Source organism: Kaistella chaponensis, from assembly GCF_900156725.1.
In the GTDB taxonomy this organism is placed as follows: Bacteria; Bacteroidota; Bacteroidia; order Flavobacteriales; family Weeksellaceae; genus Kaistella; species Kaistella chaponensis.
The window spans coordinates 75060-91016 of the sequence record NZ_FTOI01000001.1 but is presented as its reverse complement, the minus strand read 5'-3'; the positions used below and the strand labels follow the sequence as shown (position 1 = coordinate 91016).

Here is a 15957-nt window from a genome sequence, read left to right as displayed (position 1 = left end):
TTCCTAGTAGTTATTTTTGCGGATGTTTTCTCAGTTCTTACAGGTAATGAATGTGTATTTTAAATAATGCGGTTTCTTTTTTAATGTAATCAAAAAAGATCCAACCCAAATGAAACTTCAATTTCTGGTCTACTAAAAAGGTGAGCTCTTCATTTAATACTTTTAGTATAGGAATACGATGATCTTTTTTAACGAAACTTCCGTCTACCACCGTTTGAATAGGGATTAATTCTTAATTGTTTACTACAATTTTTTTAACAATCTTATCTTTTCCAGAAATAATCGTCACCAAATAAACGCCATTACTCAAAGAAATAGGCAGTTCTAAATTGCCAGAAAAATCTTGAGATTTTGCTGTGAAAATTCTTCTACCCAAATAATCATTTATGGAAATCTGTGCGTTTTTCAGTAAATAATTCGATTTAATTTTCAAAGAATATTTCACAGGATTTTCGATCCAAACTTGGTCATTTGTAGCATTTTCACTTGTACTTAATGTGCTAGAATTTAATATTTCATTTAAGGCAAACTGCACATTTTGCGAATTTAATGTAACGTGGTCTTCATTCACAGTGGGAACCGAATATGCTGCAAAAGGTGTTACGGACGAGGTATTGACCGGAGAATAATAGTTGCTGCTATTGATTGCTAATGAACTTAAAGCAGGAATAAAATTGAAGTACTTAATAGTCAGATTATTCACAAATTCTGTGAGAAGTGGATTAGAACCTGTCGCAGCTGCAAACTGATTCAAGTTAAATCTTCCTCCCGGAGCAGTATCTAACCCCTCGGAAGTTGTTGTAGATTTCGAACTGGCTGCACTAGAATATGCGGTAAACCAGAAGAAAATCCATTGTTGCGCCTTAAAATTACTGACTTCTAAAGTTTGATTTTTTAACGGAGTATAATTAACTTTTATAATTGCTCTTTGCGTGCTGGAATTGTTAAATGTATGATCCATTACCACCATTCCGGGAGTTCCAGTCATTGTTCCATTTCCGGCACCATTGCTGATGGCAACATTTCTAGTACTTACGGGAAAACCCATCGCATTTAATTCCGTTTGAAAAGGCGTTCTGTAATTTGGAGCTCCAGCTGGTAAAGTTTTTGTGGTATCAAATTCTACTGCATCACCTGGTTTCAAATGTGCTTCAAAATGATCGAGCAACATTTCTCTCGCAGCTGGACTTTTCAACATTCCGTTGACAATACCTTGCTAAGTAACATCACCTAAAGGTCCAAAACCCATATAATTAAACAGGTGTTGAAAGCCTATAGGAACATTCGCTCCCAAATGTGGCGCATCAAATGATAAGTAAAGTCGCGTATCTGGATTTAAATTATATTGCTCCATATATCTTAATGCATATCGCGAAATTAAGCCACCCATACTAGGACCGATAAGAACATTCTTCTCCGTTCCTACTTTTTCAGCATTTATCTTCTTCATCAATTCAACTAAAATCATGGCATTTCTTTGAATATAATCTACTCCACCATCAATAATTGTTGTAGAAGCATCTCGCGTGTCGGTAGGAAAGTTTAATACGATTACATCATAACCTTGGGCACGAATTACATCGCCTAAGTTTTGATTGGTGCCATAATTTAAGAGTTGGTAGATCGCTGAAGTATTTCGCGTATCACCAGGATCAAAACCATCTACCAATATGATCGGTTTGTCTAAAACTCCATTTACAGTATCAAGAAAAACTTCATATTCGCCTTTACCTAGAAACGACGCTGTTTCGCCATAACCTTTATACGGAATGGTGGAAGAAATTGAACTTACAATATTGGGTTGAAATGCAGCATTTCCCTTCGATTCGGTGTTCCTCTTTTGATATTGTACATCAATTGCAAAGGACTGCGAAATAATGGTTCCGTCGCTGAAATGAATTATATAAGGAACTGTATTAAATCCGTTTTCCTTAAAATTTAATTTAAACGGTTGATCAACCGTTATAATTCTCCAAGTGTTTTCTTCTTTTACCTCAATAAAAGAAATTGCACGCTTTGTAGTATTAAATATGAGATTGCTTTTGAGAATAAATGTGGGTTGATTATCCTTAGTTTTACCTAAAGTTGTACCTAAAAGATTTATTTGATAAAGATCAAAAACATCTTTACTTCCATCCCTTAATTCTAACTGATTATCAGAATTTAGTACTACTTTTCTGGTTTCTAAATCGTTTGCTTTTAAGTTATCAAAATCTGCTATCAATAATGAAAGCGGAATATAATTATTAATAAAACCATCATTGGATAAACTTTGAACGACCTCTAATTTCGGAAGTCTCTGTAAGTAATCTGCGCGCTGAATTTCATGATAAACCTGCAAGAAATTATTGGCTGAAACCTGGTCTTTCTTCAAATGCGTGGCATTTGAAACGGGATAAACCCGATCGTAAATAATTTTGGTTTCAGAATAGGGTTTTAATACTTCAAAAATTTTCTGCTCCTATCCGAAAGATATTCCAAAGCTGAGCAATAGCAAGAAGAATGTAAATTTAGTTTTCATCATTATAATTTTAATAAACTAAATTACTAAAAATTATGACTTCGATGGATAAAATTCAATCGCTTGACGATTTAATTACTAAAAGCAAGAAGAATGATAGCAAATTAAATAGCAATGAATAAAAAGTATTTTAAAGCTATTATAAAAATTCAAAAAAAAAAAGAACCAAGTAAATTGATTCTTTTTGTATTAATAAGAAGTAAGGCTATACCTTTTCAACCTGCATGTAACTTAATTCCATTGGAGTTTTTCTTCCAAATATCATTACTGAAACTTCTATTTTCTTTTTGTCTTCGAATAATTTTTCGATTGTACCGTTAAATCCGTTAAAAGGACCGTCGATTACTTTTACGTTTTCCCCTACGATGAAAGGAATATTTGCTTCCACGGCAAATTCTGAAAGCTCATCCATTCTACCAAGCATTCTGTTAACTTCAGATTTACGCATTGGAACAGGATCTCCCCCCTTGGTTAAACTTAAGAAAGAAATAACGCCGGGAATATTTTTAATAATGTGCGGAACCTCACCTGCTAAGTTTGCCTCTACCATCAAATATCCTGGATAATAAGGCTTCTCTTTTGGCACTTTTTTACCGTTTCTTAATTGAATTACCTTCTCCATCGGAATCACAACCTGAGTAACGAAATCCTCCAAACCATGGTGCTTCATCTCGTTCTCGATATAGGCTTTCACCTTATTTTCTTGTCCGCTGATGGATTTCAGTACATACCAGTTAGTGTCACTCATTTTGGAAAATAATTTTAATTGAAAAGATTGATAAAAAGGGTAAGAAAATTAGCAATCGACTTACTAAAAAGTGAATCAATTCCAAATGTGAAAATTGCTAAAAGAACTGTTCCAATAGTTACCACAATTGTAGATGATTGCAGTTCTGGCCACTTTGGCCATTCAACTTTATCCTTGAATTCGGTGTAAGAACCTTTTATAAAATCAACTAAGCTCATTATCTTTTTTTTGCACGGGCACAAGGACTCGAACCCTGATCAACGGTTTTGGAGACCGGTATCCTACCATTGGACGATGCCCGTAAATTAAAAAAAAGTTCCGTAAGTTTCCCTACGGAACTTTCATATTTATTTAGAAATTAATCTAATATTTCAGTTACCTGACCTGCACCAACTGTTCTACCACCTTCTCTGATCGCGAATCTAAGACCCACGTTAAGAGCGATTGGCTGTAACAATTCTACAGTAATAGTTAAGTTGTCTCCTGGCATTACCATCTCAACACCTTCTGGTAAGAAAATCTCACCTGTAACGTCTGTAGTTCTTACATAGAACTGTGGACGATATTTGTTGTGGAATGGAGTGTGACGACCACCTTCTTCTTTTGAAAGAACATAAACCTCAGCTTTGAAGTGTTTGTGTGGCTTAACAGAACCAGATTTTACGATAACCATCCCTCTTTTGATATCAGTTTTCTCAATACCTCTTAAAAGAATACCTACGTTATCTCCAGCTTCACCTCTGTCAAGGATTTTACGGAACATTTCTACTCCTGTTACAGTTGAAGTTAATTTTTCATCACCCATACCTACGATATCTACACCATCTCCTGTGTTGATTACCCCAGCTTCGATACGTCCTGTTGCTACAGTTCCACGACCTGTAATAGAGAATACATCTTCGATAGGCATCAAGAATGGTTTATCAACATCTCTTGTAGGAAGTGCGATCCAAGAATCAACTGCATCCATTAATTCTTCGATTTTCGCTACCCATTTAGCATCTCCGTTCAATCCACCTAAAGCAGATCCTTGGATTACTGGAGCGTTATCACCATCATATTCGTAAGAAGATAAAAGTTCTCTAACTTCTAATTCTACCAATTCTAACAATTCTGGATCATCTACCATATCTACTTTGTTCATGAAAACAAGTACATTAGGTACATTTACCTGACGACACAAAAGGATGTGCTCTCTTGTTTGAGGCATTGGTCCGTCTGTAGCAGCAACAACTAAAATAGCACCATCCATTTGAGCAGCACCTGTAACCATGTTTTTTACATAATCGGCGTGACCTGGACAATCTACGTGAGCATAGTGTCTGTTTGCAGTTTCATATTCAATGTGTGCAGTATTAATTGTAATACCTCTTTCTTTTTCTTCTGGTGCAGAATCGATAGAAGAGAAATCTCTTGCTGTTCCGTATCCTTTGTCAGATAATACTTTACTGATTGCTGCAGTAAGTGTAGTTTTACCATGGTCTACGTGACCGATGGTACCAATGTTCAAGTGCGGTTTGCTACGATTAAACGTTTCCTTTGCCATGATATAAATTATTTATTAATTATTTACTTTAATTTTCGGTGTGCAAATATAGTTATTTTTTGAATATTGAAAATCTTTTTGTACAAAAAAATTCTAACATTCAAAAATATTGCGTTACACCTTTGATATTTTACCGAATTATCAGCGTGCAAATTTAAGAAAAATTATTTATTTGTGAAAATTCTATAAATAAATTTCAACAAACATTTTCTTTTTTAAAGAAATCTCACCAGTTTTCATTCATTTTTTAGCAACACTTTTTTTTTATTAATGGCTTCCAAATCCAGTATTCAAAAGAAAAAAAGAATTATATGATAAAGCTATATAGCTGTTCAGGGATTTTTTTTCTGTTAAAGTCAAAATAAAATGGGGAATATCAATAAAGCCAAAAAAGCCTCTGTCACAAGTTCATCTATAACCACAATTAAAAAGGGTTTTTGGGACTCAGAACCTTTTCCCGTTAAAAGAACAAGTGGTAACAATCCTTCCGACGCCATTAATGGAGTAAATACAACAGGTCAGACTCTCACTCCTTCAAAATTACCCTCTGTTGAAATCTTTCCGGATTTCATATTTTGATGGAATTCCGAAAGTAAAAGCATTTTTTTAAATACAGATTACCAAAACTCGCTCCCTCCTAAATTCAAAATTCACTTCTGAACGACGAATCAAAATCATACCTCCAATTAACGCAATAGAACTTTGGCTACAACTAATAGCGAATGCACCTGAATAAACTTTAAGAGACAGCCATTTGGGAAGTCATTAAACGCACTTTTTACTAGGAAGATTGCCTCAATTCAAAATCACACTAAGATTTGAAAGATAAGATCATCATTTAACAAAAGAACTTTCAAAATGTGGTTTGAAAAGCAAAACTACGAAATTTAAGCAAAAAAAATCCCCCAATCAATTGAGAGATTTTCACAGAGCCAACTATGAGATTTGAACTCACGACCTCTTCCTTACCAAGGAAACGCTCTACCCCTGAGCTAAGTCGGCGAAAAAATTAAAAAAAAATCACAAGCCATAGAATGATTGTGATTTTTTTTGTGAGCGGAAGACGAGGGTCGAACTCGCGACATTCAGCTTGGAAGGCTGACGCTCTACCAACTGAGCTACTTCCGCATTTTTGTTTCCAAAAACTGTTGGTAAACGGTTTGCAAATTTATAAAAAATTTGCAAGTACGCAAATAAAACTAGAAAAAAATGTGGGGAGAGTAGGATTCGAACCTACGAAGTCGTAAGACAGCAGAGTTACAGTCTGATCCATTTGGCCACTCTGGAATCTCCCCAATTTTATTTTTTTCAATGAGCCTCCAGAGGGACTCGAACCCACGACCTGCTGATTACAAATCAGCTGCTCTAGCCAGCTGAGCTACGGAGGCAAAGATTTTTAAAGAACTACTTATCTGTTTTTGCGAGTGCAAATATAAGTGAGTTTTTTTGAAATCCGCAAATTATTTTAAAGAAATTTTTAATTTTTTTTTTAAGCTAGTTCTTTTTTCTTGATTAGCAGCTTTTTAGCAACTTCAGCACAAAGGTCTAAACTCTCTTCAAAACTTGCCGAAGTCTTTTTTACCACAATATCATCACCCGGAACTGCCAATAAAATCTCAACGGTCTTATTTTCTTTGTCTGATTTATTCTCAACTTTTAGATAAACTTTGCATTCTACGATTTTATCGTAATAGCTTTCGAGTTTATTTAATTTTTTTTCGATATGTTCTTCAAGCGGTGCGTGTGGTGTCAATCCCATTGACTGTACAGAAATTTTCATAAATCTACATTTTTTTTAGCTCGAGGATGAGCATTGTTAAAAACTTTTTTTAATTGTTCAATATTGGCAGTCGTATAAACCTGCGTTGATGCAAGCGACGAATGCCCCATAATTCTCTTTACTTTAGAAATTTCAGCCCCATGTTCCAAGACATGCGTCGCAAAACTATGTCTCAAAATATGGGGACTTTTTTTCTTCTTCGAAGTAACAAGACTAAGATAGGAATTAACTGTAGAATAGACAAATTTATCGTTCAATATTTTGCCTTTCGGATTGATGAAGAAGTACATCTCCCACTCTTTCAGCGGTTTCCTTTCTGTTAAATATTTCCTAAAATCAGCGGCGAGTTTTTCTGAAATAGGAATAATTCTCGCCTTATTCCCTTTTCCGACCACTTTGATCTCCAATGTGCTGAAATCTACATTTTCTAAAAGTAAATTCACTAATTCAGCTCGCCGCATTCCGGTTTGGTAAAGCGTTTCAATAATGAGTTCTTTGAGGAAACTCCCTTTATTTGGCTGAAATTCGGGCAACTTTTGATTGCTCATTTCCTCCTCGGAAAAAGGAATTTGTTTCTCCGCGTAAAATTTTAAGGACTGTATGCTTTCTAAAGGCGAGGTTTTCACCTGACCAACCTTCATAAGAAACAAGTAGAAACTCCTTAGAGAAGAGAGTTTGCGGTTAATGGAGCGCTTAGCGATTTTCTTTTCGCCTAATTCCACCATGAAATTTCTGATGATCTTTTTATCAACTGCACCAAAATCCTGATGGGCTTCTGACTGAAGAAGGAACTGGGAAAAACCCTCAAGATCCTTTCTATAACTCGTCAAAGTGTGTGGAGAATACCGTTTTTCAACAGCAATATATTCCAAAAATCTTTCTATCATAATATACCAACAAAAAAATCACTCTTCAAATATAACTATTTGAAAAGTGATTTTGGTATTTTATAAGTAAATTTTGACTTAAGCCTGCTCTTCTTTGCTCAAAATTCTTTGTTTATGAGCAGCTTTCACATTGGCCTGTCTTTTAACAACAGACGGTTTGTTGAATTGTTGACGACTTCTAAGAGCTCTAATAGTTCCTGTTTTGTCGAATTTCCTTTTATATTTTTTTAAGGCTCTGTCGATGGATTCACCATCTTTTACTGGGATTATTAACATAATTTACATCTCATTTTGGATTGCAAAAGTAAGATTTTTTTTCTTAATGACAAATTTTTTATTACTTTTAAACTCAATTTTCATTGAAGATGCAAAAAAACTATACCGTTATCAACGCTTCCGCAGGTTCTGGAAAAACCTACGCTCTGGTTCAGAACCTTCTAGCCATCTGTTTGAAACATCCATCGCAACCGGATAAAATCCGAAATATATTGGCGCTTACCTTCACCAATAAAGCGGCGAACGAAATGAAACACCGCATCATCGAGTGGTTAAAAGATTTTTCTGCAGATTCTTTTACAACGAATCAGGATTTAGTCAACGTTCAAATTAAACTTAAAAACCAAGGGTATAACATTGCGCTAAATGATTTGCATGAGCGTTCAAAAAAGATTCTGGATTACGTACTTCACCACTACTCTACTTTAAATATTGGAACGATCGATAAATTTAATGCAAGATTGGTTCGAAGCTTTTCTTATGAATTGGGTTTGGCGCAGAACTTTAATCTGGAAATCAATCCGGAACCTTTTCTCATGGAAGCCGTCGATAAAATGCTGGAAGATATCGGAGAAGAGAACGATGTTTCCGGAGCTTTTATGGATTTTGTTAATTACAGTTTAGATAATAACGACCGCTTCAACCTCAACAAAACTTTATACGATTCTGCAAAAGAATATGTGCAAGACAAACATTATTTCCGACTGCATGAAAACAAAGATTTTGATTGGGAAGTGTATGAGAAATCAAAAACAAAACTTCGGGAAGATCTGAAAAATCTAAAAAAGGAAAATATCGAATTGTTGCAAACTTCTATTGATTTAATGGTTGAAAAAAACCTTCAAGTCGGTGATTTCGCAGGTGGAAACAGCAATAGTATCGCCAAATTTTTCACTGAATCCTTGAAATATTACCGCTCTGAACGAAAAGATTTTCCTTTTCCGGGCAATGAAGAAACCGCTAAAAATAAATTTCTTGCCGGAGCATCCTCCACGGGTAAAAATCGGGAAAGTGAAATCCTGGAAATCCTCGATTTTTTAATGGAAAGCAGACAAAAAATCATCATTAATTATATTCTCACGCAAAAAAAAGAGAAAATTCTTAACGCTATTTTGCCATTAAAAGTCAACAAAGACATTCAGGATAAACTCGCAGAAATCGAGGCTGAAAACGATTTGGTTTTGCTCTCTAAATTTAATATTCTGATTCATGAAAACCTGCGCAATGAACCGTCATCATTTATTTATGAAAAAGTAGGAACTAAGTTTTCCCATTATTTTTTCGATGAATTTCAGGACACTTCTTTTCTGCAGTGGCAAAATTTAATTCCGTTAAGAGATCACGCGGTTTCATCAAGCGATATGAGTTTTACTTTGGTAGGAGATCCCAAACAGAGTATTTATAGGTTCCGAGGTGGTGATTCTAAACTCATGCTGGATATCATTAATCACAAAGAAGAATCATTGGTTCTTGCCGAACTCGAAAATCTGGAAAGTAACTGGCGAAGTGCAAAAAATATCGTCAATTTCAATAACGAACTGTATCAATTTTTCGCCAATTTTACGCAAGTAGAACATCAGAAAATTTTCGGACCCGACTCTCAGCAAATCCCAAAATCGAAATTGGAAGGTTGCGTTCGTGTAAATTTAATAGAAAATACCACGAAAAGTGTTTTTTATGAAGAAGTTGCACAACAGATGAAAACCGACATTCAAAGTAGTGTTGATCGCGGTTTCAGCCTTTCTGATATTACCATTCTTTGTCGTGGGAATTTCGATATTTTCAGTTTCTCGCAATTGCTCGGAAGTTTGAAAATTAATTACCATGGGAAAGAAGAATTTATAAAAACCATTTCTGATTCTGGTTTAACTTTAAATTTGTCTTCAACTTTAAAAGCGCTTACCGAATTTTTACGTTGGGAACAGAACCCCAAAAACTATCAGTTTGCCGTAAAAATGCTGTACTATTTGAATGTTTTGGGAAGAATAAAAATCGAGGATTTCACGGCAGAAATGTTGGAAATGTTGCAACTCGAGAACAAATCTGAAATGGAAGTATTTATTGAAAAAAAATACGGTATTCAGTTAAAAAACAAACATTTGCTTCAACTGAACCTCTATAATTTCATCGAAAATTATTTGCAGGAATTTTCGGTGGAAAGTAAGGAAACCGATTTCCTTTTCAATTACCTGGAAATGCTTTACGCTTATTGCCAAAATGCGGGTTCTACGCTGAAAGATTTTCTTCGGTTTTGGGATGAAGAAGGCCATATGAAGACGATTCAGGCTTCAGATAATTTAGATGCCATCAAATTGATGACGATTCACAAAGCAAAAGGTTTAGAATTTCCTGTTGTCTTTTTACCGATGGAAAACTCCAACAAAGACGGCAAATTCACAAACTGGCTCGAAATTGAAGCTGAAAACGGATTGTCTGCAGTCAATGTAAATGCCTTCGCAAAAGAGCTTGAAGTTTATGATGCTGAAATGGAGCAATTCAATCAGGAAAATGCTTATCAAAATAAAATCGACCGTTTCTGTTTGCAGTATGTTGCAACGACAAGAGCGGTGGAACAACTTTTTTTCTACATTCAAAAGCCAAATAAAACAGCCAATCATCTGGAAATTTATGAATTTTTGGAACCTAAAATCCCAAGAGATGAAGCGGGTGAAGAATTATCTTCTTTTGACCTGTATAAATTTTCGGAGGAAGATCTAAAGAAGCAAACCACGGATAAAACTTCGGAATTGATGACCAAACCTATTCAATTTAAAACAGAAAAAAGAGCAGATTTGGAAGCGATAAAAATTGCGACTCCATCCAAAAGTTATCAGAACCGCGTAGAAAAAGTGAGGATTGGGATTTTCACGCATGAAATTTTAGCGCGCATTAACACGGAAAAAGACATCGAAAAAACTTTACAATCTTATCTTTTGGAAGGAACGATCACGGAAGATGAAAAATCTGAAATTCAGGAACGGCTTTACGGTTTTATTAAAAATCCCGAATACTCGAAATATTTTATTGACAATCAAGTGGTTATCAACGAAAGAGACATTATGATCACGGAAAATGGGGATTCTAAAATGTATCGTCCTGACCGAATGATTGATACTGGGAATGGGTTTATTATCCTCGATTTTAAGACCGGAGACTTTAAAGAAAAACATCAATTACAAATTGAAGAATATCAAGCGGTGCTCGAAAAATTGGGTAAAAAAGTGATTGAAACCAAAATCATTTATGGGTAAAAAAAATCCTGTCACCACAATTGGCGACAGGATTTAGCTAGTAATTCTTTAAATTTTATTTCTTCACGGCAGTGACTACTTGAGCTTCCATCTTGGTAATATTATCAAAGATTTGCTTGAAAGCCGGATAATATTCAACCGGAAAAACAGCATCATCGATCATCACTGTTGTTTCTATCGTAAGTTTGTTTCCTTCCTGCGTCACGAGATAAATGTATTGCAATGCATTGTCTTCGGTGCGGAATTTTTTGGATTTTGGTACATTTTCGAAGGTATAATTATCGGGAATGGTCACCGTAACTTTTTTGATCCTGTCGGAAGCGGAGTAAAATTCAAGTGGTGCTTTACGCTTTTCTTCCTGATCAAAATTATGTTTCTGCGAGTACAAAAACAAAAGAGGATTAAAAACCAACTTGTTTCCTAAAACATCGGTAAAAGTATCTGCATTAAAGTCGAAACTCGTTTCAAAATCATTGTTATCCTGAACTCCATGTTTCAAATTAGAGATCGCGAATTTGTAGTCGTCTTTGTAACTTTTGGCGAATTTTTCTTGATCTTCTGTAAATCTTTCGTTGACCATCATTGCGTAAAGTTTGGTATCACGGTCTGAAAAATTACCTTCGAAAGTTCCGTCAGGATTCATTGTAGCATTTACGGTAAGAAGGGTTTTGCTCACTTCCGGAAACAAGATATTGATTTGTTTTGCATCATCTTTGGTCATATAATACCCGTAATAATTCAAGGCACGCGGCGAAATCATATTTAGATCACTTTGCTTGGAAGTTGCATCTAAAAGCACAAATTTGTTGTCTTCGATATAAGAAGCAAGGACAAAATTCAACTGCGCCAATGAAGGCAAATAACCCGTTAACATTCCTTTTTTTACGGTTGCCAAAACAATGGGATTTGCATCGATATCTGCACTTCTTAGCAACATTATCAACAAGAGGTTAATTTCTGCGGTATTCCCAATTTTAGTGGAAAGTAAATTGCGGATTCCTTTGTCTGTCACTACTTCATCTTCTTTATTCCAGGTATAATTTTTTTGAACATATTTCAAAATTGCACGAGCTTTGTCCGTTTTCGAGGGCATTTCTTTTATTTCAGCAGGAAGCAGATCTTTTACCAAATTCTGCTTTTTTAGTTCGCTCCCAAAATCGTCGTGGTCATATAATCTTTTGCTGATGTCTTTCCAGGTCAAAGCGTAGGATTTCAGTTCAGTGCCGCGCATAATCGAGTTAAGCTCAGATTTGATCCCTGTTTTATAATTATCACTGTTCAGGACATATTTTTCTTCTTTGTAAGGCGGAACGTTTTCGTACCCAAAACGATAGAGTTGGTAATCACCTCCATAGATTTTTTTCTCTTCCATTTCCCGAAAAGTGGGCAATAAATCTCCTTTGTAATTAATGTTATACCCAATCGGTTTCGGACTATCGAAAACATATTCAACATATCTTACAGGAATTTCATCTTCGATCATAACTCGTGGAGTAGATCCGATAAAAGGCGTATAAAGCAAGTAAGAATACTCTACAATCGAGCCATCTTTCACATTAGGAAAAGCAAATTTGGTAACGATGTAATTTTTATCTTCTTTAGACTTGTATTTTTCGTTACGTTCAACTTTGGCTTCTACTTTTTTACCGTTTTCCCAGTTGTAGGTGTAGGCTTTTAAATTGCTCAGTGTTTCGCGGCTGCCTCTGTTATCTTCGTACTGGGAAATTTTAAAATCTAAATAATCCGCGGCATTATCTTTATTATAAATTTTCACGCGATCCACAACATCTTTGTACAGAAAACCGTCATAATCAATTCTGAAATGAATTGATCGAAACAGAACTTCTGCGGGTGCATCGGGATATTTCGCTGATTTGGTGCTTTTCAAATCATCATCGGAAATTTTCGGGATTTCTAAAAATTTGTGTTGCGAAGAAACGAAACCAAATAAAAAGAGAGACAAAAAGAATAGATTTTTTTTCATTATAATTTAGAAATTAAGATTTTGGTATTATCATTACTCGCTGTTTTTTTTCTGAAAGCGACATACTCTTTGAATTTTTCTTTAGGATAAATTCCTTTTTTGATGGTTAAGATTCGATGTACAGAAAGCTTATTGTCTTTTAAACTAAAGCTGATCGTGTAAGAACCGAAATCTGTAGAAAAATTAGCCGGTGCAGGAACTTCTGTAAATTTGTAGCCTGCAGGAATGCTGTACTCCAGTTCATAATCATCCTGAAAAGGAAAAGAAGTTTCAAAAGGCAAAACTCTATCATCATTCATAGAAAAAGTAGTCGCTTGGTAGTAAGGCATCACAGGAAAAAACATATCGTTTCCTAATTTTTTGGAAAAGGAATTGGCCTTCAAATTCAGATCGTAATTAATTTTTGCCAGATCTCGGTCATTTTTTAAATTATTAATGGCAAGTTGATCAATCTTTAAATTATAATGTCTGTTTTTTAGGGCATCAATCATTTCATCATTTTTCAAACTGAAAAGTCTTAGACTACTGTCATACTGTCCTCCTGAAAACTCAAAATGAGCTTCGGAAGAAATGCTGCCATCTTCTGCAATTTGAATTTTTCCAATTAATTTTTCCTTACTTTCTTCAGGTTGATAAACGGGAGTATCGATAATTTGTATTCCATTTTCATTTACCGCCAAAACATTTCTGTTGTGTGAAGAATAAGAGAGATGATTAAAAGCAACTCTTTGTGAAGTGTTTTCTAACCAAATGTCGTTTTTTTCTGTCGGAACCATTAAAATAACGTGATTTCCGTCCAATTTCGGGAAATCTTTATCAAAATTAATTACCGAATCATCATTATAAATTATCGCATAATAGGAAGGAATTCCTGCAGCTGTAAGCAAAGTTCGCATATAATTGGTTAAAGCTTTGCAATCACCATATCCTTTTTTACTCACTTCCGAAGCCGGCATGGGTTTCCAACCGCCAATTCCCATTGATATCAGAACATAGCGCGTTTTATTTTGCATGTATTGATAAATGGTTTTTACTTTTTCGGCAGTTGTTCCTTTTAGATTTAAAGCAGAAATCTCTGCAGATATTTCTGGTGTAATGGTGGAAACCGGTGAAATTAATTGCTGATAATACCATTTACCGAAAGTATTCCAGTCGGTCATATCGCCTTGTTTTCCTTCAAGTGTAAATTTCTCGGGAGAAAATTGAACATCGGGCAATAAGTATTCTAAGCTTGGTGCTAAATCTTCTTGTTTAATAGCAGGAATATTTTGATAAGAGTACCTCCAGATGTTTCCTTCTTTAATTTCTGAAACTTTACCAATCGGTTTATCATTGATTTTGGTTCGAATCGGGATTCCCGAATTGTTGGTGATAACAAAACTGCTCTTTTCCAAAGAAACATTATAGGTAGAAATTGGGGAAAAACTTCTTAAATTAATGGTATTGGAAGTGCTGGTTTCGTAAGATAATTTTAGCGTGAAAGGATATTGTGTTGTAACCGGTTGCAATACAAGAATCCTGTCATCTACATATAAACCTGCACTTGGATTGTTGGTATAATCGGCAAAGTCTTTTTTAGAAAAAGTTTTGATTATTTTGCCTGAAGCGTCGAACATTTCAACTTTAATACCACTAACTCTGGTTGTTGGGTTGTATGGAATATAAATCCTGGAATAATCCTCACCTGCGGCGTTCATGATGGTCGAAACATAGGTTCTTTTAACCGTCATATCACTCACCGATTTCAGACTGTAATCTTCTGACCAATCTCTGATGACCGCCTGCGCATTTTTCACAAGATGTTCGGGAATGGAGGAAACATTATAGTCCTGAGCAAAGCTGAAACTAGCGAAAACTGAAAAAAGGAAGAGGTAAAGCTTTTTCATACATTTAATTTCCAGAGTCTGAAACAAAAACGCGCTGACTCAATTCCTGATCGAAAAGATAAAGTGCGGAAGGATTTTCGCAAACCATTTTTATTTTGGTAACGAGTTGTGATGCATTTGCTTCTTCTTCAACCTGCTCATTTACAAACCACTGAAGGAAAGAAATGGTGGCAAAATCGCCTTCAATATTGGCATTTTTCATAATATTAAAAATACTTTTCGTTACCAACTTTTCGTGATCCAAAGCTTTTTCGAAAATATCCGTGGCATTTTCAAATTCATAAGGAGGTTGTTCGATGGCGCCCATTCTGATTTCTGCACCTACATCGTTTAAGTAATCAAACATTTTGTCGGCGTGCATTAATTCTTCTTTGCTCTGAATTCTAAAATAATTGGCAATACCATCTAAATCCTTTGCATAAAACCAGGCAGACATTGATAAATAATACTGTGCGGCATATTGCTCTTTCGCAATTTGCTGATTGATCAAGTTCGCTATTTCATTTGATATCATATTTTCCTTTTTACCAAATATATAGATTTCAAGAGGGGTGAACAAGAAAAAAGCGGAAAAAATTTTCCGCTTCTATAAAAAAAATTAAAAATATAAATTAGTTTTTTGCAGGCATATCATGCATCCCTCTCTTCATCATTTTTTCTTTTCTGTCTTGCATTTTTTCCTGCTTTTTAGATTGCCATTTGGTGTATTGGTCAGGAGTCAAAATTTGTTTCATCTCAGCATTCCACTGCTCATTTTTGGCTTTCATCTGTTCCATTTTCGCCTTTCTTTCTGCCTGCATTTGTGGAGCATTTGCTTTTCTTTCTGCCATTTTTTTATCCTGCAAAGCTTTAATCTGAGCAACTTGTGCAGTTGAAAGATTCAGTTCAGATTGCATTTTTTCCATGTGATCTGCTCTTCTCTGTTCCATTTTTGCTGGATCTTTCATTTTCATGTCTTTCATTTGGCTGTTTTGTTGAGCCATTGCAAATGTTCCTATCGCTACGAACGCCGCGCTTAAAAATACTTTTTTCATTGTTTTACTATTTTATTTTTATTTGATGTTTTGATAAATATATT

The 15957-nt window shown here is 35.1% G+C and carries 13 protein-coding genes, 5 tRNA genes and 1 pseudogene; 1 reads left to right on the top strand and 18 read right to left on the bottom strand.

The window, feature by feature from the left end:
- Positions 1-232: 232 nt before the first annotated feature.
- The 14 genes and pseudogenes from BW932_RS00425 to rpsU all read right to left on the bottom strand — a co-directional run bounded on the left by BW932_RS00425 (position 233) and on the right by rpsU (position 7758).
- Complete coding sequence (locus BW932_RS00425) at positions 233-1198, bottom strand: T9SS type A sorting domain-containing protein (protein WP_076384256.1); 966 nt, start codon at positions 1196-1198, stop codon at positions 233-235.
- Positions 1199-1216: 18 nt separating this feature from the next.
- Positions 1217-2374: an esterase/lipase family protein gene (locus BW932_RS00420; protein WP_076384254.1), complete on the bottom strand. Its 1158-nt coding sequence runs from the start codon at positions 2372-2374 to the stop codon at positions 1217-1219.
- A 352-nt stretch (positions 2375-2726) separates the two neighbouring features.
- Positions 2727-3269 carry a transcription termination/antitermination protein NusG gene (gene nusG / locus BW932_RS00415; RefSeq protein ID WP_076384252.1) on the bottom strand — a complete coding sequence of 181 codons (543 nt, stop codon included), beginning with the start codon at positions 3267-3269 and terminating at the stop codon, positions 2727-2729.
- A gap of 14 nt (positions 3270-3283) precedes the next feature.
- Positions 3284-3487 (bottom strand): preprotein translocase subunit SecE, encoded by a 204-nt coding sequence (gene secE, locus BW932_RS00410; RefSeq protein ID WP_076384250.1) that lies wholly within the window; start codon positions 3485-3487, stop codon positions 3284-3286.
- A gap of 13 nt (positions 3488-3500) precedes the next feature.
- Positions 3501-3571, bottom strand: a tRNA-Trp gene (locus BW932_RS00405).
- Between the two features lie 56 nt (positions 3572-3627).
- Entirely contained in the window at positions 3628-4815 is a 1188-nt protein-coding gene (gene tuf / locus BW932_RS00400) for an elongation factor Tu (protein ID WP_076384248.1), read from the bottom strand.
- 356 nt (positions 4816-5171) lie between these two features.
- Positions 5172-5321, bottom strand: a pseudogene (locus BW932_RS14485) (efflux RND transporter permease subunit); the annotation flags it as partial.
- A gap of 424 nt (positions 5322-5745) precedes the next feature.
- Positions 5746-5817: transfer RNA gene (locus BW932_RS00390), tRNA-Thr, on the bottom strand.
- Between the two features lie 53 nt (positions 5818-5870).
- Positions 5871-5943, bottom strand: a tRNA-Gly gene (locus BW932_RS00385).
- Positions 5944-6027: 84 nt separating this feature from the next.
- Positions 6028-6110: transfer RNA gene (locus tag BW932_RS00380), tRNA-Tyr, on the bottom strand.
- Between the two features lie 19 nt (positions 6111-6129).
- Positions 6130-6203: transfer RNA gene (locus tag BW932_RS00375), tRNA-Thr, on the bottom strand.
- 101 nt (positions 6204-6304) lie between these two features.
- On the bottom strand, positions 6305-6595 hold the full coding sequence (gene hpf, locus BW932_RS00370) for a ribosome hibernation-promoting factor, HPF/YfiA family (RefSeq protein WP_076384246.1): 291 nt from the start codon (positions 6593-6595) through the stop codon (positions 6305-6307).
- The gene (locus BW932_RS00365; RefSeq protein WP_076384244.1) at positions 6592-7482 is read right to left on the bottom strand and encodes a tyrosine-type recombinase/integrase; all 891 of its coding nucleotides are present in this window, start codon (positions 7480-7482) and stop codon (positions 6592-6594) included. Before BW932_RS00365 ends, hpf begins: the two co-directional genes overlap by 4 nt.
- A 78-nt stretch (positions 7483-7560) precedes the next feature.
- On the bottom strand, positions 7561-7758 hold the full coding sequence (gene rpsU, locus BW932_RS00360; protein WP_076384242.1) for a 30S ribosomal protein S21: 198 nt from the start codon (positions 7756-7758) through the stop codon (positions 7561-7563).
- Positions 7759-7847: 89 nt separating this feature from the next.
- Here rpsU and BW932_RS00355 point away from each other — a divergent pair, with 89 nt between their 5' ends.
- Positions 7848-11009: a UvrD-helicase domain-containing protein gene (locus BW932_RS00355; protein WP_076384240.1), complete on the top strand. Its 3162-nt coding sequence runs from the start codon at positions 7848-7850 to the stop codon at positions 11007-11009.
- Positions 11010-11064: 55 nt separating this feature from the next.
- Here BW932_RS00355 and BW932_RS00350 read toward each other — a convergent pair whose 3' ends face one another.
- The 4 genes from BW932_RS00350 to BW932_RS00335 all read right to left on the bottom strand — a co-directional run bounded on the left by BW932_RS00350 (position 11065) and on the right by BW932_RS00335 (position 15913).
- Positions 11065-12993, bottom strand: coding sequence for a DUF3857 domain-containing protein (locus tag BW932_RS00350; RefSeq protein WP_076384238.1), 1929 nt, complete (start codon positions 12991-12993; stop codon positions 11065-11067).
- Positions 12993-14879 (bottom strand): DUF3857 domain-containing protein, encoded by a 1887-nt coding sequence (locus tag BW932_RS00345; protein ID WP_076384236.1) that lies wholly within the window; start codon positions 14877-14879, stop codon positions 12993-12995. Before BW932_RS00345 ends, BW932_RS00350 begins: the two co-directional genes overlap by 1 nt.
- A gap of 4 nt (positions 14880-14883) precedes the next feature.
- Positions 14884-15393 carry a ferritin gene (locus BW932_RS00340; RefSeq protein WP_076384234.1) on the bottom strand — a complete coding sequence of 170 codons (510 nt, stop codon included), beginning with the start codon at positions 15391-15393 and terminating at the stop codon, positions 14884-14886.
- Between the two features lie 97 nt (positions 15394-15490).
- On the bottom strand, positions 15491-15913 hold the full coding sequence (locus BW932_RS00335; protein WP_076384232.1) for a hypothetical protein: 423 nt from the start codon (positions 15911-15913) through the stop codon (positions 15491-15493).
- Positions 15914-15957: the final 44 nt, after the last annotated feature.